This is a genomic window from Cetobacterium sp. ZOR0034 (assembly GCF_000799075.1).
Classification (GTDB): domain Bacteria; phylum Fusobacteriota; class Fusobacteriia; order Fusobacteriales; family Fusobacteriaceae; genus Cetobacterium_A.
In genome coordinates this window covers 1-18,551 of the sequence record NZ_JTLI01000014.1, presented here as the reverse complement: position 1 = coordinate 18,551, position 18,551 = coordinate 1, and the positions used below count along the sequence as shown (strand labels likewise).

19 protein-coding genes are annotated in these 18,551 nt (G+C 31.0%); 12 read left to right on the top strand and 7 right to left on the bottom strand.

Annotation, left to right across the window (positions count from 1 at the left end; genetic code table 11):
• Positions 1–6: 6 nt before the first annotated feature.
• Genes L992_RS04040 through L992_RS04015 form a run of 6 tightly spaced genes read right to left on the bottom strand, consistent with a single transcriptional unit; the run spans position 7 to position 5,265 of the window.
• Positions 7–639 carry a murein L,D-transpeptidase catalytic domain family protein gene (locus L992_RS04040; RefSeq protein WP_047384205.1) on the bottom strand — a complete coding sequence of 211 codons (633 nt, stop codon included), beginning with the start codon at positions 637–639 and terminating at the stop codon, positions 7–9.
• A gap of 31 nt (positions 640–670) precedes the next feature.
• Positions 671–2,299, bottom strand: a complete 1,629-nt coding sequence (locus L992_RS04035) for an NFACT family protein (protein ID WP_047394573.1) — start codon at positions 2,297–2,299, stop codon at positions 671–673.
• The gene (locus tag L992_RS04030) at positions 2,299–2,976 is read right to left on the bottom strand and encodes a MarR family winged helix-turn-helix transcriptional regulator (RefSeq protein WP_197053383.1); all 678 of its coding nucleotides are present in this window, start codon (positions 2,974–2,976) and stop codon (positions 2,299–2,301) included. The genes L992_RS04035 and L992_RS04030 overlap by 1 nt, the downstream gene beginning before the upstream one ends.
• Positions 2,976–3,617 (bottom strand): ribulose-phosphate 3-epimerase, encoded by a 642-nt coding sequence (gene rpe / locus L992_RS04025; protein ID WP_197053382.1) that lies wholly within the window; start codon positions 3,615–3,617, stop codon positions 2,976–2,978. The genes L992_RS04030 and rpe overlap by 1 nt, the downstream gene beginning before the upstream one ends.
• A 44-nt stretch (positions 3,618–3,661) precedes the next feature.
• Positions 3,662–4,528: a ribosome small subunit-dependent GTPase A gene (gene rsgA, locus L992_RS13300; RefSeq protein WP_081982695.1), complete on the bottom strand. Its 867-nt coding sequence runs from the start codon at positions 4,526–4,528 to the stop codon at positions 3,662–3,664.
• A 35-nt stretch (positions 4,529–4,563) separates the two neighbouring features.
• The gene (locus L992_RS04015) at positions 4,564–5,265 is read right to left on the bottom strand and encodes a PASTA domain-containing protein (RefSeq protein ID WP_047384028.1); all 702 of its coding nucleotides are present in this window, start codon (positions 5,263–5,265) and stop codon (positions 4,564–4,566) included.
• A gap of 161 nt (positions 5,266–5,426) precedes the next feature.
• Between L992_RS04015 and hpt the strand changes: the two genes are divergently transcribed.
• The 11 genes from hpt (at position 5,427) to ilvA (ending at position 16,258) form a co-directional block, all read left to right on the top strand.
• A complete protein-coding gene (gene hpt / locus L992_RS04010; RefSeq protein WP_047384030.1) occupies positions 5,427–5,951 on the top strand; it encodes a hypoxanthine phosphoribosyltransferase in 525 nt (174 codons plus the stop codon).
• A 23-nt stretch (positions 5,952–5,974) separates the two neighbouring features.
• Positions 5,975–6,766, top strand: coding sequence for a 16S rRNA (adenine(1518)-N(6)/adenine(1519)-N(6))-dimethyltransferase RsmA (gene rsmA / locus L992_RS04005; RefSeq protein WP_047384032.1), 792 nt, complete (start codon positions 5,975–5,977; stop codon positions 6,764–6,766).
• Positions 6,767–6,847: 81 nt separating this feature from the next.
• A complete protein-coding gene (locus L992_RS04000; protein WP_047384033.1) occupies positions 6,848–7,087 on the top strand; it encodes a DUF4911 domain-containing protein in 240 nt (79 codons plus the stop codon).
• Positions 7,088–7,113: 26 nt separating this feature from the next.
• On the top strand, positions 7,114–7,353 hold the full coding sequence (locus L992_RS03995) for a KH domain-containing protein (RefSeq protein WP_047384035.1): 240 nt from the start codon (positions 7,114–7,116) through the stop codon (positions 7,351–7,353).
• Positions 7,354–7,380: 27 nt separating this feature from the next.
• Complete coding sequence (rimM, locus tag L992_RS03990; RefSeq protein WP_047384037.1) at positions 7,381–7,896, top strand: ribosome maturation factor RimM; 516 nt, start codon at positions 7,381–7,383, stop codon at positions 7,894–7,896.
• A gap of 10 nt (positions 7,897–7,906) precedes the next feature.
• On the top strand, positions 7,907–8,632 hold the full coding sequence (trmD, locus tag L992_RS03985; protein WP_047384039.1) for a tRNA (guanosine(37)-N1)-methyltransferase TrmD: 726 nt from the start codon (positions 7,907–7,909) through the stop codon (positions 8,630–8,632).
• Positions 8,622–9,140, top strand: a complete 519-nt coding sequence (locus L992_RS03980; protein ID WP_047394565.1) for a gamma carbonic anhydrase family protein — start codon at positions 8,622–8,624, stop codon at positions 9,138–9,140. The genes trmD and L992_RS03980 overlap by 11 nt, the downstream gene beginning before the upstream one ends.
• An 8-nt stretch (positions 9,141–9,148) precedes the next feature.
• Complete coding sequence (locus L992_RS03975; protein ID WP_047384043.1) at positions 9,149–9,712, top strand: RNA methyltransferase; 564 nt, start codon at positions 9,149–9,151, stop codon at positions 9,710–9,712.
• 48 nt (positions 9,713–9,760) lie between these two features.
• The gene (locus L992_RS03970) at positions 9,761–14,041 is read left to right on the top strand and encodes a PolC-type DNA polymerase III (RefSeq protein ID WP_052193904.1); all 4,281 of its coding nucleotides are present in this window, start codon (positions 9,761–9,763) and stop codon (positions 14,039–14,041) included.
• 18 nt (positions 14,042–14,059) lie between these two features.
• Complete coding sequence (locus L992_RS03965) at positions 14,060–14,965, top strand: DMT family transporter (RefSeq protein WP_047394652.1); 906 nt, start codon at positions 14,060–14,062, stop codon at positions 14,963–14,965.
• Positions 14,966–15,049: 84 nt separating this feature from the next.
• Complete coding sequence (ilvA, locus tag L992_RS03960) at positions 15,050–16,258, top strand: threonine ammonia-lyase (RefSeq protein WP_047384046.1); 1,209 nt, start codon at positions 15,050–15,052, stop codon at positions 16,256–16,258.
• 42 nt (positions 16,259–16,300) lie between these two features.
• On the opposite strand, the gene L992_RS03955 is transcribed toward ilvA, so the two are convergent.
• The gene (locus L992_RS03955) at positions 16,301–16,879 is read right to left on the bottom strand and encodes a DsbA family protein (RefSeq protein ID WP_047394560.1); all 579 of its coding nucleotides are present in this window, start codon (positions 16,877–16,879) and stop codon (positions 16,301–16,303) included.
• Between the two features lie 332 nt (positions 16,880–17,211).
• On the opposite strand from L992_RS03955, the gene L992_RS03950 reads away from it, so the two are divergent.
• A complete protein-coding gene (locus L992_RS03950; RefSeq protein ID WP_052193899.1) occupies positions 17,212–18,297 on the top strand; it encodes a succinylglutamate desuccinylase/aspartoacylase family protein in 1,086 nt (361 codons plus the stop codon).
• Positions 18,298–18,551: the final 254 nt, after the last annotated feature.

Sequence of the window (18,551 nt, the reverse complement as noted above, 5' to 3'; positions counted from 1 at the left end):
TTTTTATTAATTTATAAAACGACTTTCTTTTTGATATTTAGTATCGTTTCCAGCAATGAATACAATAGAGTTATCTGATAAAAGATCAATAACTTCCTTAGAAAGTTCTGTAGGAATAGCAGGACAACCCAAAGTTCGACCTAAAAATCCCATTTGATCAATATATGTTTTAGAAGCATAGTCAGCTCCGTGGATAACGATTGCTCTATCGTATGCATTTGAATTAAATCTATTTTCTAATCCTTTTAGTCTTAATGAATAGCCAAAGTTTCCAAAGTATGGTTTGCTGTCAGTAACAAAGAAACCTAAAGAACTTTGGAAAGAGTTTGGTGCATTAGAAAATTTAGTAGCTAAAACTTTTCCACTATTTTTTCCATGTGAAACATAAGTGTAGTAAAGAAGTTTTTTCTTTTTTAAATCCATAACAAAGAATCTTGGTTCAGTAGATGGTTTAGTAAAATCGATAACTGTTAAGTATTGGGATTTGTTTCCTTTAATTTTAGAAGCGCCTTTTACAGCATTTTTAAAAACATCATATGTCATTTTATCTTTTAATTCTAACGATCTATAAAGTGAAGACGTTGAAGCAAAAGAAGTGATGTAAAATATGAAAAATAAAGCTATTAATTTTTGTTTCATAAACCACCCCAGAAATAATTTTGATTCGTGCTTATATTGTTACGATAATAGATTTAAATACCTTGTATGTTACAAATCCAGGTTTAGCACCTTTAGGTTTGTTTAAATATTTGATTGGAGTATAGTCAACAGTTAATTTAGTTCCTTTCGGAAGTTTAGATTGTTGACCACAGAAGACAGCAATATTATATATAGTTTCTTCAGTTAAAATCTCAGAATGATTAATAACAGCGTGAGTTCCAGGCATATCTTTACAATGGAACCAGATATCTTCTCTATTAGAATACTTAGTTGTTAGGGCATCATTTTCAAGATTATTTCTTCCATATCTAACTAAAATATTATCGATTGTAATCTCTCCAAAGTTAAAAGCTTTAGTGACTATTTTTTTTGGAGCTTTTTTACTTTTTATTTTAGATGAAAGTTTCAAGTAGCCCTCGTTTAAAAGTTCCTCTTCAATAAGTTTTAGATTTTCTTTGGAATCACTATTTTCAATAAACGTTTCTACACTTAAAAAATATTTTAAATTTTCAGAAATTTCAATAAATCTTTTTCCATTGAACTCCATTCCTTTTTTTAATTTATTATATTTTTTATAAATTTTTTCAAGATTAACTTGTGGAGTTACTAAAGGGTCTAAAGGTATTTTGCACATCTTATCGTTGTAGAAATCGTAGAGCTCAACCTCGGTCATTCCTTTTTTTAAAGTGTAAAGAGAAGCGGCTAAAATATCCCCGAGCTCTCTATATCTATCAAAATCTTTTTTATCTTCTAAATCTTTTTTGATTGAGATAATAATTTTTTCAGATTTTTTTATTTCTTTTTTTACACACGCAGTTAGTTTATCTTTTAATATTTTAAAAGTATTAGATAGATTTTTATTTTCTAAATAGAAATTTATTAAGTCATTAAAGCTCTCATAAGTTTTTACAGAAGCATATTCTTTGGGTTCTATATTTAGAACTGTAGCCAAAAGAATTTCATCATGTTCATTAAAAAATATTTTAGGAGATATTTTATCGTTTAAAATTTCTTTTAATTTTTCAAAAGAATCTAGTGAATTTGCAAGAGACTTTCCAAGGCCTTCAACATTTTTTAATAAAGTTTTAGATTCTTTTTCAGAATCAAAAAACTCTTTTGTAATAGTATCAGGATTCATTTTTTTCTCTAGAGATGGAGTAGTATACTCGATTCCTGGAAAGAGAATTCTGCTTGGGTTTTCTTCTATTGAAAAACGTTTTGTAGAATCTAAGACTTTATTTTCTCTATCTGTTAGTATAAGATTTGAATGTTTTCCCATCATTTCAAAATATAGATTGTAAACTTTGATTTCTCCAAGTTCGTTTAATTTTGAAAATGTAAAAACTAAAATTCTGTCAAAGTCAATCTGCTTAATAGACAGTAGTGTTGATCCAACTAGATGCTTTTTTAAGTTTAAAGAAAAAGAACTGTTCTCTTCTAATAGATTTTCCTCTTTTGTATTTGATAAGTAGCAAAGAGAAAGGGCTGGGAAACAAGAAAGAACAAATTTTAGTTTCCCGAAGTTAATAGTTACAGCTAAAGAACTCGTCTGAACTATTTTATTAACACTTTTACCCTTTAAAGATGATTCTAATTCATCTTTGATTTTATTTAAAGAGATACCATCAAGGTATAACATTACTCTTCAACCTTAATAGCAATCAGGTTTTTTGCATCTAAAAGATTTACTTTAAGTACAGAACCATCTTCTTTTTCAAGAGCTACTTTATCTTTATCTTCTGATTCTATAATCTTTACAGCCGAATAGTGTTCAATTCCGTTGTTTGCGAAATAGTCTTGGATAATAGGAGTTCCTTTAACCTCAGTAATAGAAACAAGAGATCCTACAGCAAATTCTGTAACAGAGTGAGGTTTGAAAAACTCAGTTTTATCTTTTAAATTTTTTAGAATTAATTCAAAAGTTTCAGTAAAGTGATTTAAGTCATCAGTAGGAATATTTTCTGTGATAGTAGAAATAATATTCTTGTGGTAGTTGTTATGGTAGTTTAAAGCTTCAATTCCTTTTTTAGAAAGAGAAACGTATACCTTTCTTCTATCTGCATCAGAACGAACTCTATCAATAAATCCTTTTTCTCTCAATTTAGTTATCGCAACAGTAGCTGTACCCATAGTTATTCCAAGTCTGTCAGATAACTCGTTCATACTTAAAGATTCTTTTCCGATAGCTTCTATTATATGTAACTCTGTGTGAGTTATACATTTGATTCCTCTTTTTAATGCTAAATCCTCAGTTTCATAGAATAGTTTATAGAAATTTTCTAAAACATCATTTACTTTATTTATATTATTCATAATTATCTCTCCTTTAAAGACTTTATTCTCTCTTTGTAATCTCCTGAGAAAACATATGATCCAGCTACAAAAACATTTGCACCAGCATCGATACATCTTCCGATTGTTTCGTCAGTGATTCCACCATCAACTTGAATATCAACAGTTTCATTTAATTGACGAACTTCAGCGATTTTTTTAACTGAACTTTCAATAAATTTTTGTCCTCCAAAACCAGGATTAACAGACATAACTAAAACCATATCCAACTCATCAATAACATATTTAATGGCTTCAACAGGAGTAGCAGGGTTTAAAGATACACCAGCTTTAACTCCGAAAGACTTTATAAGTTGTATTGTTCTGTGTAGATGCTTAGTAGCTTCAGCATGAACAACAATGATATCAGCTCCAGCTTTAACAAAATCTTCGATATATCTTTCAGGTGATTCAATCATAAGATGTACGTCAAAAACTAATTTAGTTTTATTTCTGATTGACTTTACAACAGGTGCACCAAAAGTAATATTAGGAACAAACATTCCGTCCATAACATCTATATGTACATAATCTGCTCCAGCTGCATCAATAGCTATAACCTCATTACCAAGTTGGCTGAAATCAGCTGAAAGTATAGATGGCGCTATTTTAATCTCTTTTTGTATCATTAAATTCACTCCCTTATAGTGTTAAATACATTTTTTAATAATTATTTATATTTATTCCAAATCTCATTTTTAGATTTATCATAACAACGTTTAAAGAACTCATACCTTTCCTTTGGAATCACTCCATTTTCGACAGCTTTTTTAACTCCACATTGAGGTTCGTTGATATGAACACAGTTATTAAATTTACAACCTTCTCCTAAATTGAATTCAGGGAAAAGAGTAATTAGTTCTTGTGCATCCTCAGTTGGTGGAAGATCAACAGATGAAAATCCAGGAGTATCAATAACAAAACCACCGCTAGGAAGAGTAAGAAGTTTGCTGTCTCTAGTTGTATGCTTTCCAGCTCTTAATCTTTTACTAGTTTCTCCAGTTTTTAATTCTTTGGAGTCTTGTAGAAGGTTTAAAATACTAGACTTACCTACACCTGAAGGACCACCAAAAGCAGTAACATTGTCTTTTAAAAACTCTTTAAGTTCTTCGATACCAATATTTTCATAAGTTGAGATGTAGAAAACAGGAATCTCGATTTTATCAAGATACTCTAAATTTACTTTTATCTCTTTAAGTTCATCTTCAGATAATAAATCAACTTTATTGATGATTAAAACTGGGTTTATTTTATTGTATAGACTATTTAGAATAAGAATATTGATTTTTTCATAATCTATAGCAGGGTCTTTAGCCGCGAATTGTATAACTCCGAAATCAATATTAGCAACTAAAGGTCTTCTTAGAAGATTTTTTCTAGGTTTTACTTCAGTTATAAAACCATCTGCGTCAAAGACAACGTAGTCTCCAACAGTACAGTTCTCTCTTTTGTCAGATCTTTTTAAAATACCTCTTAATTTACAAAGATATTCTTTTCCATCGCTTTCAATGTTATAGAATCCTTGAATTTTATTAATAACAATACCTTCGATAATAATTCACACTCCTTAAATTAATAGCTAACAACAATATCAATAATACTTCCAACAGGGACAGTTTCTCCAATATTTGTTGTTTCGATAACAATTCCTTTCTCTAAGTCAGGAATTACTTTTTCTTGAACAGTTCCAATAATAAGGCCTTTTGAAATTAATTCATTAGTTGCTTCATCAAATGTGAAACCTATTGTATCTGGAACCTCTACAGAAGCTACAGAGTTAGAGTTACTTAAAAGAAGTGAAATTCCTTTATTTTTTTGAGTACTCTGTCCTAAAGAAGGCGTTGTAGCTAAAACTGTATTATATGGTAAATTTGAAGATGTATAAGAAACTTTTTTAATTCTCACACCCTCTTCTTGTAATTTTGCAGAAACCTCAATTAAGTTTTTATTAGTAAAGTCAGGCATAATATAATCGTCCTTTCCTTTACTTAACCAAACTCTAACAGTTCTCCCCTCTTTCACAGTTTTTTCAGGAGAAGGATTTTGTCTGAAAACAGTTCCAGTAGGAAGGTCAGAAAAGTCGCTTCCAGCAATAATAACATTTACTTTATCAATAGAGTCAATTTTTTTAATCTGATCTAAATTCATTCCAGTTAAATTTGGTAATGAATAGAAACTTTTATTGAAAGATATCTTCAAAAATATGTTAAAACTAAAAAAACAAATAAAAATAACAAGTATAAAAGATAGCAGATATGCTAAATATTTTTTCATTTTTCCTCCTAAATTGGTACTGTGAAATTAAATAATAAAATACTTTAAATACTTATAAAATAATATCATAGTGGCACTAAAATATCAATAATTACTTGATAAATAGTAGCTTAAATGATAGAATATTTTGTAAACTATTATTTGAAATTTAGGAGGGAAAAATGGATTACACAATAGAGAAAATGATTTCTGAAGGAGATTTACAAGCAAGAGTAAGAGAGGTTGCAAAAGAGATTGAGAGAGATTACAAAGGTAAAGATCTTATTTGCGTAGGTTTACTGAAGGGGTCAATCATGTTCATGGCAGATTTACTGAAAAATGTTGAGATGGATTTAGCTATGGATTTCATGAAAGTCTCTAGTTACCATGGAGGAACTGATAGCACAGGTGTAGTAAAGATTTTAAAAGATGTTGATGCAGACTTAACAGGAAAAGATGTTCTAATAATAGAGGATATAATTGATACAGGATTAACTCTAGAATCTGTTAAAAAGTTTTTAATGTCAAAACAACCAAATAGCTTAAAGGTTTGTTCTTTATTAGATAAGCCAAGCAGAAGAAAAGTTGAAATGGTTGGAGAATACATCGGGTTTGAAATTCCAGATGAGTTCGTAGTAGGATATGGACTAGATTATGATGAATTATATAGAAACCTTCCTTATATCGGAAAAGTAGTTAGAAAATAATAATAGAAATAAAAGGAGGTAAGATGTCCTTTAAACATAAGAAAAAATTTGGACAAAACTTCTTAACAGATCAAAACGATGTTTTGAATAAAATAATGGAAGTTTCAAATGTTGAAAAAGATGAGCATATAATTGAGATTGGGCCTGGAGAGGGAGCTTTAACAGCTTTACTTTTAGAAAGAGCTGAAAAGGTAACTTGTATAGAGATTGATACAGATTTAGAAAAAATCTTAACAAAAAAGTATTCATCAAATCCAAAATTTAATCTAATAATGCAAGACGTTTTAACGGTAGATTTAAAAGAAGTAATAGAGAAGGGAAGAGTTGTAGCGAATATTCCATACTATATAACTTCACCTATTATAAATAAAATAATTGAGCATAGAGACAGAATTAGTGAAATGTTCATAATGGTACAAAAGGAAGTGGCAGAAAGAGTTTGCTCAAAATCAGGAAAAGAGAGAAGTGTTTTAACTTTAGCCGTAGAATATTACGGTGAAGCAGAATATCTATTTACAATTCCCAAAGCATTCTTTACACCACCACCTAAAGTAGATTCAGCTTTTATGTCGATAAAGTTCTATAAAGACGCAAGGTATGAAAGTAGAATCTCTGAAGAATTGTTCTTTAAATATGTTAAAGCAGCATTCTCTAATAAAAGAAAAAATATCATAAATAACTTATCTACTTTAGGATATTCGAAAGATGCCATAAGAGAAAAGTTAGCTAAATTAGATATTCCTGAAACAGAGAGAGCAGAAAATTTAACAATAGAGCAGTTTATAGACTTAGCTGAGGTATTTGAAGCAGAATAAAACTTTTAATAAGTGAGGCGTTGATAAAAGAGGGGGTACCTAATTTTTGAAAGCCTCCTTTTAGCTTAAAAAGGAGTAAGAATGGATAGTTATGAATTTAAAATAAAAACGAAACGTGAGGATATTGATTTTATCAATAAAATAATGGAAGCTTACGAAGGTGTTGGAGTAGTAAGAACTAAAAATGCTGACGCAGGAGATTTATCAATCGTATCAACAACAGATTTTAAAGAGGATGTAAGAATGATTGTTGAAGATTTAAATAGAAAATGGGTTAAAGCTGAAATAGTTTCAGAAGGACCTTGGTCTGGAGAGTTATAAGAATAAAAAATCAGGAGGATAATATTGTGGAAAAATTAGAGCAATTAATTAATTATATAATCGGTGAGTTAGTTGAAACAAAAGAGGGAATAAGAATAAGTTATGATTTAATAGATGATACAGTAACATTTAAAGTTAGTGTAGCTCAGGGAGAAATGGGAAGAGTTATAGGAAAAAATGGACTTACAGCAAATGCAATAAGAGGAGTTATGCAAGCTGCTGGAGTAAAAGATAAATTAAATGTAAATGTTGAATTTGTAGACTAATTAAAGAATTTTGAAGGAGAATTAAAAATGGATTTATTATCAGTTGGAAGAGTTTCAGGAACTCACCATTTAAAAGGAGCTATAAAAGTTACATCAAATTTGGATGATTTAGAACCATTAAACGGAAGTAAAGTTATGGTTGAATTGCCTTCAGGTGATGTAAAAATATTAACGGTTAAAAAAGCATCAAATATGGTAGATAAAAAATGGATTCTTGAATTTGAAGAGTTAACTAATAAAACGGATGCAAATTCAATTCAAAACGGAGTTATAAAAGTAAGAAGAGATATCTTAGGAATAGAAGAGGATGAGTTTTTAGCAAATGATGTTTTAGGAATGAAAGCCATAACAGAAGATGGAGAAAATATTGGAGAAGTTGTAGATGTTTATGAGACAGCTGCTCACGATATATATGTTATTGAAGATGATGAATATGAAACGATGATACCTGATGTAGAGGTATTTATAAAAAAAATAGATTTTGAAAAGAGAGAGATTTTAGTTTCGTTAATTGATGGTATGAGAGAAAAAAAGAAAGACTAAGGAGAAAGTTGTGAAAATAAATATATTAACACTATTTCCAGAGTTTTTTGACTCGTTTAAAGAGCATAGTATAGTTAAAAGAGCTGTGGAAAAAGAGCAAGTAGAGATTAATATAGTTAATATAAGAGACTTTGCTGAGGGAAAACAAAGACAGTGTGATGATATGCCTTTTGGTGGAGGAGCTGGAATGGTTATGAAACCAGAACCGCTACTTAAAGCCTTAGAGCAAAATGGTGGAAAGGTAATTTACACTTCTCCTCAAGGAGTTAGATTAAATCAGAAGTTAGCTTGTGATTTAGCTCAAGAAGAGGAGATAACAATAATAGCAGGTCACTACGAAGGAATAGATGAAAGAGTTATTGATAGCAAAGTTGATTTAGAGATTTCGTTAGGAGATTTCGTTTTGACTGGTGGAGAGTTACCTGCAATGGTAATATCAGATTCAATAATAAGATTGATTCCTGGAGTTATAAAAAAAGAGTCTTATGAAAATGATTCTTTTTATAATGGACTTTTAGATTATCCACACTATACAAGACCAGCTGAATATGAGGGATTAAAGGTGCCAGATGTTCTTATGTCAGGTCATCATAAAAATATAGATGAATGGAGATTAAAACAAAGTTTAAAAAGAACTCTAGAAAGAAGACCTGAGTTATTGAAAGACCGTGAATTCTCAAAGTTAGAAAAAAAACTTTTAAAAGAGATAAAAGGAAGTGGAGCAAATGATATATAAATTAGGAAATTTAGTTCCAAAAATTGGTGAGAATAATCTTATAGTTGAAAATGCTACAATAATTGGAGATGTTGAAACTGGAAAAAATGTTAGCATCTGGTTTTCAGCAGTTTTAAGAGCTGATATGAGTAAGATATCAGTTGGAGACAATTCAAACATTCAAGACAATACTACGGTTCATGGAGATACTCCGTTCCCAGTAGTTATAGGTGATAATGTAACAGTAGGTCATAACTGTATAATTCATGGTTGTGAAATAGGTGATAATGTCATTGTTGGAATGGGATCAATTTTGTTAAATGGAGCGAAGATTCCTAAAAACTGTATTGTTGGAGCTGGAAGCTTAGTAACGGATAAGTTGATAGCAGAGGAGGGGGATTTAATTGTAGGATCTCCAGCTAAAGCTATCAAAAAACTTTCTGATAAAAATGTAGACTATTTACAATATGCAAATCAGGTTTACTTAGATAAAATAGAGATGTATAAAAAATTAGAGAGAATAGGGTAGGTAAAAAAATGAGAAAAGCAATATATTTAGGACTAGTTCACTCACCTGTATACAATAAAAGAGGGGACGTAGTATGTACATCAGTAACAAACTTTGATATACACGATATATCAAGAACTTGTAGAACTTATGATGTTAATCAATATCATATAATAGTATCTGTAGATGCACAAAAGCAATTAACTGAAAGAATTATAGGTTACTGGCAAGATGGTTTCGGAACAGGATATAACAGAGATAGAGAGGAAGCTTTTGGAAGAACGAGAGTTTATGAATCTATAGAGAGAAGTATCGCTGAAATAGAAGCAAGAGAAGGAAAGAAACCTTTAATAATAACGACATCAGCAAAAACATTCCCAAACTCAATAAGCTATAAAAATTTATCTGAGAAAATGATAAATGATGATCAACCATATTTAATTCTATTCGGAACAGGATGGGGATTGATTGATGAGGTTATGAATATGTCAGATTACATTTTAGAACCAATTAGAGGGGCGGCAGACTATAACCATCTATCAGTTAGATCGGCGGTTTCAATCATCTTAGATAGATTATTAGGTGAAAACTAATTGAGAAGAGAAATTAGAATAAGACCTCAAAGAAATATTTTTAAAGAGATGGGGATTGAAAATATCGAAATCACAGAGATAGTGTTCAGCGAGAGAAATAAAAAGATGGATCTTATATGTGTGGTTTCTACTCCGCAAGATTTAAAAGGATTAGATAAGGCTTATGAAAATTTAAAAAAGAAGTTTGGAAGTGAATTAGATATAGATTTTAAAATAGAGTATATGTCTAAGGAGATAAGCAAAGAGAGTTTTTTAGAGATTGTAGAGAGAGTTATCGAAAAATTGAAAAAAACAAATGCTATTTCAAAATCATTTTTATATCTTTATAGAGTCTCTATAAGAGAAAATAATGTTGATATAGAGTTGAAAAATGAAATGGCAGTAGAAACACTTTATAGTTCAAATTTAGATGTAAAGTTGCAAACACTTTTAGAGAACTATGGAATAAAAGGATTTAAAGTTAACTTTGTTTCGGGAGATTTCAACTCAGAGATAAAAAATATTGAGAGTGAAATTGAGAATCAGATAATAACGTTAAGTGAAAAAGAAGAGGAAAAAGAAACAGTTGCAAAAGTTGCTGCTCCACCAGTTGAGATAAAATCGGCAGTTCCAACAGGAAGAGGTGGATTCAGTAAAAAGAAAGATATAAAAAGTCCAAGTATGCCATTATCAGAGTTTAAAGAACTTATAGAGAATGAAATTGCAGTTGTAGAAGGTGAGCTGTTTGCTACTGAAGGAAGAGAGTTAAGAACTGGAAAGATTCTTCAAGTATTAAGAATTACTGATGGTGAAGATTCAATAACTGCAAAAATTTTCTTGAATAGTCCAGAGGATTTTGATGTTAAAGTTGGAGATTTTGTAAAAATTAGTGGAAAAAAACAGATAGATACTTTTGAAAATAATGAGGAAATAATATTAGTTAATATTTTAAATAAATTAGAAAAAGAGAAGTCTAAAAAACAAGATTTATCTGAAGAGAAAATGGTAGAGTTACATACACACACTAAAATGAGTGAAATGTGTGGAGTAGAAGATGTAAAAGGAATTGTAGGAAGAGCGTTAAACTATGGGCATAAAGCTGTTGCGATAACTGATTATGGTGTTGTTCATGCTTTCCCGTTTGCGTATAAAGCTGCAAAAGGTAAAGATATAAAAATAATCTTTGGTTGTGAGATGTATATGGTTGATGATACTCAACCGATGGTGCAAAATGCAAAAGATGTTTTGATTGATGAAGAGACATATGTAGTGTTTGACTTAGAGACTTTAGGTCTTAATTCACATAAAAATGAAATAATAGAGATTGGAGCAGTTAAACTTCAAGGTAGAAGAATTGTAGATAGATATTCTCAGCTTATAAATCCGGGGAAACCTATTCCAAAAAAAATTCAGGAAATAACAGGAATAGATGACGCTTTAGTAGCAGGAATGCCTTCAATAGAAGAGGTATTACCTAAATTTATGGAGTTTTTAGGAGATGCAACTTTAGTGGCTCATAACGCACCTTTCGATATGGGATTCTTGAAAAGAGATATAAAAAAGTATCTAGATATAGATTACAATCCAGCAGTTATAGATACACTACAAATGGCGAGAGATCTATATCCTAATCAAAAAGGATATGGACTAAAACCTATGACAAAATTCTTAAAAGTAGCACTAGAGAATCACCACAGAGCTGTTGATGACTCTCAAGCTACAGCAGCTATGTTTGCAATATTCTTAGAGAGATATTTAGAGGTTGGAGTAACAAATCAACTGAATATGACAGGAGCTTTCCCACTAAACTTTAGAAAGCAGGATATTAGAAATGTAATGGTTTTAGTAAAAGATTTAGTTGGATTGAAAAATCTTTATAAATTAATTTCAGAAGCTCATATTGATTACTTTGGAAATAAAAAACCGAGAATTTTAAAAACTGTATTAAGTGAAAATAGAGAGGGACTTATACTAGGAGCACCGACATCAGTTCATTTTGCAAATAATGGTGAACTTTCAGAAGCGTACTTTAGAAATGATTTGGAAAAAGTAAAAAAATGTTTACAGTTTTACGATTATGTTGAATTACAACCAAGAGTTACATTTTCAGAATTTTTAGATAGTGATGATACAGGGGCTATAGCTTCGTTTAAAGATGTAGAAAAAATGAATAGGTATATGTATGATTTAGCTAAAGAAAATGGAAAAATAGTAACTGCTTCCTCAAACGTACACTATCTAGAGAAAGAGGATCATAAAATAAGATCTATTCTTCTTTATGGAAGTGGAAGTGTATTTAGGGAAAATCAATATAGAGTTGATAATGGATTCTACTTTAGAACGACGGGTGAACTTTTAGAAGAATTTAGTTACTTAGGTGATGATATCGCAAGAGAGATTGTTATTGACGCAACAAATGATATCAATAATAAAATTGATAAGGTTCAACCAATTCCAAGTGGATTCTATCCGCCTAAAATAGATAACGCTGAAAATATTGTAAGAGACATGACCTATACTAAAGCTTACGAACTTTATGGAAATCCTTTACCTGAAAATGTTGAGGCAAGAATTGAAAGAGAGTTAAAAGCAATCATAGGAAACGGATTCTCAGTACTATATTTATCAGCACAAAAGTTAGTAAAAAAATCTTTAGACAATGGGTATCTAGTTGGTTCGAGAGGTTCAGTTGGGTCTTCGATAGTCGCATATATGATGGAAATAACAGAGGTTAATGCATTATATCCACATTATTTATGTACAAATCCTGAGTGTAAACATTCAGAGTTTATTGAAAGAGAAGGAGCTGGAGTCGATTTACCAGATAAAGATTGTCCAAAGTGTGGTCAAAGATTAAAAAAGGATGGACATTCGATTCCGTTTGAAGTTTTCATGGGGTTTGATGGAGATAAAGTTCCAGATATAGATCTTAACTTCTCAGGAGAGTATCAATCTGAAATTCATAGATATTGTGAAGAGTTATTTGGAAAAAGTAATGTATTTAAAGCAGGAACAATATCAACTTTAGCAGAGAAAAATGCTGAAGGATATGTTAGAAAATTCTTTGAAGATCACAGTATCATTTCAGGTAGAGCTGAAGTTATGAGAATGGCTCAAAAGTGTGAAGGTGCAAAGAAAACAACAGGGCAGCATCCAGGTGGTATGATAGTTGTACCTCAAGGGAATTCTATATATGAGTTTTGTCCAGTTCAAAGACCTGCAAACGATCAATCGAGTGACTCTACAACAACACATTATGATTATCATGTAATGGATGAGCAGCTAGTAAAATTAGATATACTTGGGCATGATGATCCTACAACAATAAAAATGCTTCAAGAATATACTGGAGTAAATGTTTATGATATTCCTTTAGCGGATCCAGAAACTATAAAGATTTTCTCTGGAACGGAATCATTAGGTGTAACCAAAGAAGAGATTGGATCAGTTGTTGGAACTTATGGTGTTCCAGAGTTTGGAACAGGATTTGTAAGACAGATGCTTGTAGATACAATGCCAACAACATTTGCAGAACTTGTAAGAATATCGGGTCTTTCACACGGAACAGATGTATGGCTAAATAACGCCCAAGAATTTGTAAGAGAAGGAAAGGCAACACTTTCACAGATTATATCAGTTAGAGACGATATTATGAACTTCTTAATAGATCAGGGGCTTGAAAAAGGTACGGCATTTAAGATAATGGAATTTGTAAGAAAAGGACAGCCAAGTAAAAATGTAAATCAATGGAAAGAGTATTCTGATTTAATGAAAGAGCATGGAGTTCCTGAATGGTATATAGAATCTTGTAGAAGAATAAAGTATATGTTCCCTAAAGGACATGCGGTTGCTTATGTTATGATGGCAATGAGAATAGCATATTTCAAAGTTCATTATCCTTTAGCATTTTATGCGGCATATTTAAGTAGAAAAGTAGAGGACTTTGACTTTGAGTTGATGAAAGATTTAGCGAGTGTAAGAGAAAGAATACAAGAGTTAAATAAAGAGCCTAAATTGGATGTAAAGAAAAAGGCTCAACTAGCAGTGTGTGAAATAATAGTAGAGATGCACGCAAGAGGATTTGAATTTTTAAATCTAGATGTATATAAATCGCATGGATATAGATTCACAATAGAAGATGGTAAAATAAGAGTTCCGTTGATGGCTTTAAATGGACTAGGTGCTTCTGTTATGGAGAATATTATTAGAGAAAGAGAGTTGGGAAGATTCATCTCTTATGAAGATTTGAAGAGAAGAACAAAAACATCTCAAACAACAGTAGATAAATTAAAAGAGTTGAATTGTATAGAAGCTTTAAGTGAAACAAATCAAACAACTTTATTTTTCTAGGAGGGCAAAGTGTTTAACATAAAAAAACAATATTTAGGTGCAGGATTAGTTTGTTTAGCTGCAACTATGTGGGGATTTGATGGTATAGTTTTAACACCCAGATTATTTAAACTGGATGTAGCTTATGTGGTATTTGTACTGCATCTACTTCCATTATTAGGAATGAGTTTATTGTTCGGAAAAACAGAGATAGCGAATATAAAGAAATTAGGAAAAGAGGATCTGTTTTTCTATTTCTTAATAGCACTATTTGGAGGAGCTTTAGGTACGTTGTCAATAGTAAAAGCTCTATTTTTAGTAAACTTTAATCATTTAACAGTAGTAACATTGCTACAAAAATTACAGCCGGTATTTGCAATTATTTTAGCAAGAATTTTATTAGGAGAAAAAGTAGGGAAGAATTTTATATTCTGGGCTTTAGCGGCACTAATAAGTGGATACTTCCTAACTTTCCAATTTACGCTTCCTCACTTTGAAGCCGGGGATAAAGTTGGAGTAGCAAGTTTGTATGCTATGTTAGCTGCATTTTCTTTTGGAAGTTCAACAGTATTTGGAAAAAAGATATTGGCAAACTCGTCATTTAGAACGGCTTTATATACAAGATATCTTTTTACATCAATAATTACAGGATTGATAGTACTATTTAACGGAAATATGGGATGGTTCTTGAAAACAACTCCAGACCAATGGCTGATATTTGTGATTATTGGTTTAACAACAGGTAGTGGAGCAGTATTGCTATACTACTTAGGGCTTAGACACATAAGAGCAAATATAGCAACAATGTGTGAGTTATGTTTTCCTGTTTCGTCAATAGTTTTTGATTATATATTTAACAAAAAGATGTTGTCACCAATTCAGTTTATTAGTGCGGGAATGTTACTGTTTACAATATATAAGATCACTAGAAATCAAAAAAACTAAAAAAAGCTTGAAAAACTTGTCCTAAAAATATATAATAAACTTATTAAAAGTTGTATAATAATGAATTTTTGGAGGGGTTAAACCGTGGATTGCAATTTTACCTTAGAAGATATATTAAAAGCTAATGAAACTATAAAGGATTCATTAAAAAGAACACCTGTAGTAGAGTGTCCGACATTAAAGGATTTAACAGGGAATTCTGTATTCTTTAAATTAGAAAATTTACAAAAAACAGGATCTTTTAAATTAAGAGGAGCCTTAAATAAAATAGCTAGCCTTTCAGCTGAAGAAAGAGCTGCTGGAGTAATAGCTTCATCGGCAGGAAATCATGCACAAGGAGTTGCACTAGGAGCAGCGGCACAAGGAATAAAAGCAACAATAGTTATGCCGGCAACAGCACCTTTAGCAAAAATTGCAGCGACTAAATCTTATGGAGCTGAAGTAGTTCTAGAAGGTGAAGTTTATGATGATGCTTATAGAAAAGCTTGTGAGATTCAAAAAGAAACAGGTGCCACTTTTTTACACCCTTTTGATGATAAATTTGTAATGGCAGGGCAAGGAACAATAGGTTTAGAAATATTAGAGGATATTCCAGATGTAGATGTTGTTTTAGTACCAATCGGTGGAGGAGGAATTATTGGTGGAATAGCTAAAGCTATAAAATCATTAAGACCAGAAGCAAAAGTTATAGGAATAGAAGCTGCAAATGCAGCATCAATGATGGAAGCTGTAGCTATGAAAGAGGTATGTGAGATTACAACAAAACCAACAATAGCTGATGGAATAGCAGTTAGAAAAGCAGGATGTGAGCCATTTAAAGTGGTTCAAGAGTGCGTTGATGAAATTGTAACGGTAACAGAAGATGAAATAGCTAAGGCAATTTTATTCCTTATGGAAAAAAGTAAAGTTGTTGCTGAAGGTGCAGGAGCTACAACAGTAGCTGCAATTTTAGCAGGAAAAATAAAGGTTGAAAATAAAAAAGTTTGTGCAGTTATATCAGGTGGAAATATAGATATTAATCTAGTTGAAAGAGTATTGAATAAAGCATTAATTCTAGAAGGAAGAAGATTTGCGTTCTCAGTAGAATTATCTGATAAAGTGGGAGAGATGGCTAAAGTAGTTGCTGCAATTTGTGAAATGAACGCAAATATTTTAAGTGTTAATCAAACAATGTATAGTCCAAACTTAGGAATTACTTCTCAAGAGGCAAGTTTTGTTTTAGAGTGCTTTGATAAAGAGCATCAAGAAAAAGTAAAAGAAAAATTGACATCTATGGGATATAGAATGTATTAATAAAAAAATGAGAGGAAACCCTCTCATTTTTTCTTATCTTAATTAATTTAAAATTTCTAACCACTTTTCAATTCTTCTAGGGAAATTTTTTAGTTGAACCTCATCTATATAAAATGTAGGAACTACATCAAAATCATAATCTGAAACCTCTAAATTTAATTTATAGTGTTGCTCTTTAAATTCTCCAGAGCTTAATGATTCAGAAAACTCGTTTTCAGGAATACCTAAATTTTTAGCAACATCTGTTAGCACATTAATATTTCCAATATCTCTATTATGAAGCCAATATGCATCTAAAACTTCACGGATATACTCAATTCCTTTATTATATTTTTCAGCAGTGTATAAACCTTCGAAAGCTAGAGCTGTTCGAGGTTTAGGATTTACAGTTGGGAAATTAATTAAAATATTTTCAGACTCTGCCCACTCGACAATATTTTTCTGAAAATATATTTTTCCAGCCTCGTTCACAACAGCTTGTGGTTTTGGTTCTGGAGAAAGTTCATACGGTAAGAATTTAAATTCAGGAGTAATATTTTTTTCTTTAAGCGCTTTTTCAAGAATCTTTTCTCCTACAAAACAATACGGGCATATAAAATCTAAAATTATAGTTATTTTCATATTTTCCTCCTAATATTTTCAATAAAGTTGCTATGAATAATATTACACTATATTTTCAAATTATCCTTTAAAAAATAAAAAAATTCAAAAAAATGGTTGCAGAAAAATTCTTTTTATAGTATACTCCTGCTAACAATAGAAGAGAGGTTAGTTCACTTCCACAAAGGGAGCCTAAGGCCGAGGGCTATGATCTTGTGATCCTGTGAATTAAGTATTGTGACGCTGCCATAACAATACGCTTATTAAGATTTTAATTAAGTTCTCAAAGGCATACCATTTTTTGGTATGCCTTTTCTTTTGGGGTAGATACTAAAAAAATCGGGAGGACAAAAATGTCAAAAACTTTATTATTAACTTTTTTATCGTTATCAGCACTTACTTTAGCTAAAACAGAGTACACTGGGGGAAAATATTTAGGAAGAGATATAATTACAAATCTCGACGTAACTGATTTGGAAGTAGGGAAAACTCATGAGTTCTTTTTCCAAGGAACAGAAAATAGTTTAGGTAGTCCTTGGTATATTCCAGTTACTGTTATAAAAGGAGAAAAAACAGGAGGAAAATTTTTAGTAAACTCTGGAGTTCATGGAAATGAGTTGAATCCTATTTTAGCAACATATAAAGTGAAAGAAAAATTAAATCCTAAGAATGTTAAGGGAACAGTTACTATAGTTCATGGGATGAATATTCCTGGACTGTTAAATAATACTAGAGGATACAAGTTTGGAGGGAATTCAGAGAATACATCAGACGTGAATAGACAGATGGATTCTGGAAAGGTAACTACTGTTGATCAAAAATACTCTACATTAATATGGCAAAATTTACTATCTAAAAATGCGGATAAGGTGATTGATCTACATACAAGTGGAAAAGGAAGCCAGTTTCCATTATTCGTGTATGCAGATTTTAGAAATTTAGATATAAAGAAGATGGCTGAGTTAACAGGTTCTGATATCGTAAAAATGGATAATGGTGAAAAGGGATCGGTAGAAACATCTTTTGTTGAATTAGGAGTTCCAAGTATAACTTTTGAATTAGGGTCTTCAGAAACTCAAGAAGCAGAAATAGTAGCTAGAGCAACAGATGGAGTACTAAATAATCTTATTTATTGGAATTATTTAGATGCTAAAGAGATAAAATCAAAAGTAGAAACATTCTATGGAAATACTTGGAGTCGTATTCGTGCTGAAAAAGGTGGGTTTGTTGAAGCAAAAGTAAAAGTGATGGATAAGGTAAACAAAGATGATGTTTTATTTGTTCAATATGATGCATTTGGAAATGTGGTAAAGGAGTATAAATCACCAAATACAGGTATAGTGGCTAGTGTGAAAGATTATCCTTATAGCGAACCAGGGGATTCTTTAGGAAGAGTTATTGAGTATGACAAAAATGATAAAGATCAACTTTTAAAATAAAGTTTGAGAAAGAGCTTCTATAGCTCTTTTTCTTTTGTAAAAAAACTGAAATATGAAGCTATTACACAAAAAATACACATAACAAAAATAGAATATTTTGGGATAAAAAACTCTAAACTTGAATAGGGTTTAAAATAAATTATTTGGAGGAAGTTGATGAAAAAAATATTAGGGCTATTGGTATTACTTTCGACAGCAGCCTTTTCTAGAGAGTTAACGTTAGAGAGTGCAATCGATTTAGCTTTAGAGAATGG

Bases quoted from the DNA above. Each gene is read 5' to 3' on its own strand.
- L992_RS03975 (WP_047384043.1), top strand. From the start codon at position 9,149: ATGAGAAAAGCAATATATTTAGGACTAGTTCACTCACCTGTATACAAT.
- L992_RS03980 (WP_047394565.1), top strand. From the start codon at position 8,622: ATGATATATAAATTAGGAAATTTAGTTCCAAAAATTGGTGAGAATAAT.
- L992_RS03950 (WP_052193899.1), top strand. From the start codon at position 17,212: ATGTCAAAAACTTTATTATTAACTTTTTTATCGTTATCAGCACTTACT.
- L992_RS04040 (WP_047384205.1), bottom strand. From the start codon at position 639: ATGAAACAAAAATTAATAGCTTTATTTTTCATATTTTACATCACTTCT.
- L992_RS04000 (WP_047384033.1), top strand. From the start codon at position 6,848: ATGGATAGTTATGAATTTAAAATAAAAACGAAACGTGAGGATATTGAT.
- L992_RS03955 (WP_047394560.1), bottom strand. From the start codon at position 16,879: ATGAAAATAACTATAATTTTAGATTTTATATGCCCGTATTGTTTTGTA.
- hpt (WP_047384030.1), top strand. From the start codon at position 5,427: ATGGATTACACAATAGAGAAAATGATTTCTGAAGGAGATTTACAAGCA.
- L992_RS04035 (WP_047394573.1), bottom strand. From the start codon at position 2,299: ATGTTATACCTTGATGGTATCTCTTTAAATAAAATCAAAGATGAATTA.
- rimM (WP_047384037.1), top strand. From the start codon at position 7,381: ATGGATTTATTATCAGTTGGAAGAGTTTCAGGAACTCACCATTTAAAA.
- L992_RS04015 (WP_047384028.1), bottom strand. From the start codon at position 5,265: ATGAAAAAATATTTAGCATATCTGCTATCTTTTATACTTGTTATTTTT.
- rsmA (WP_047384032.1), top strand. From the start codon at position 5,975: ATGTCCTTTAAACATAAGAAAAAATTTGGACAAAACTTCTTAACAGAT.
- L992_RS03970 (WP_052193904.1), top strand. From the start codon at position 9,761: ATGGGGATTGAAAATATCGAAATCACAGAGATAGTGTTCAGCGAGAGA.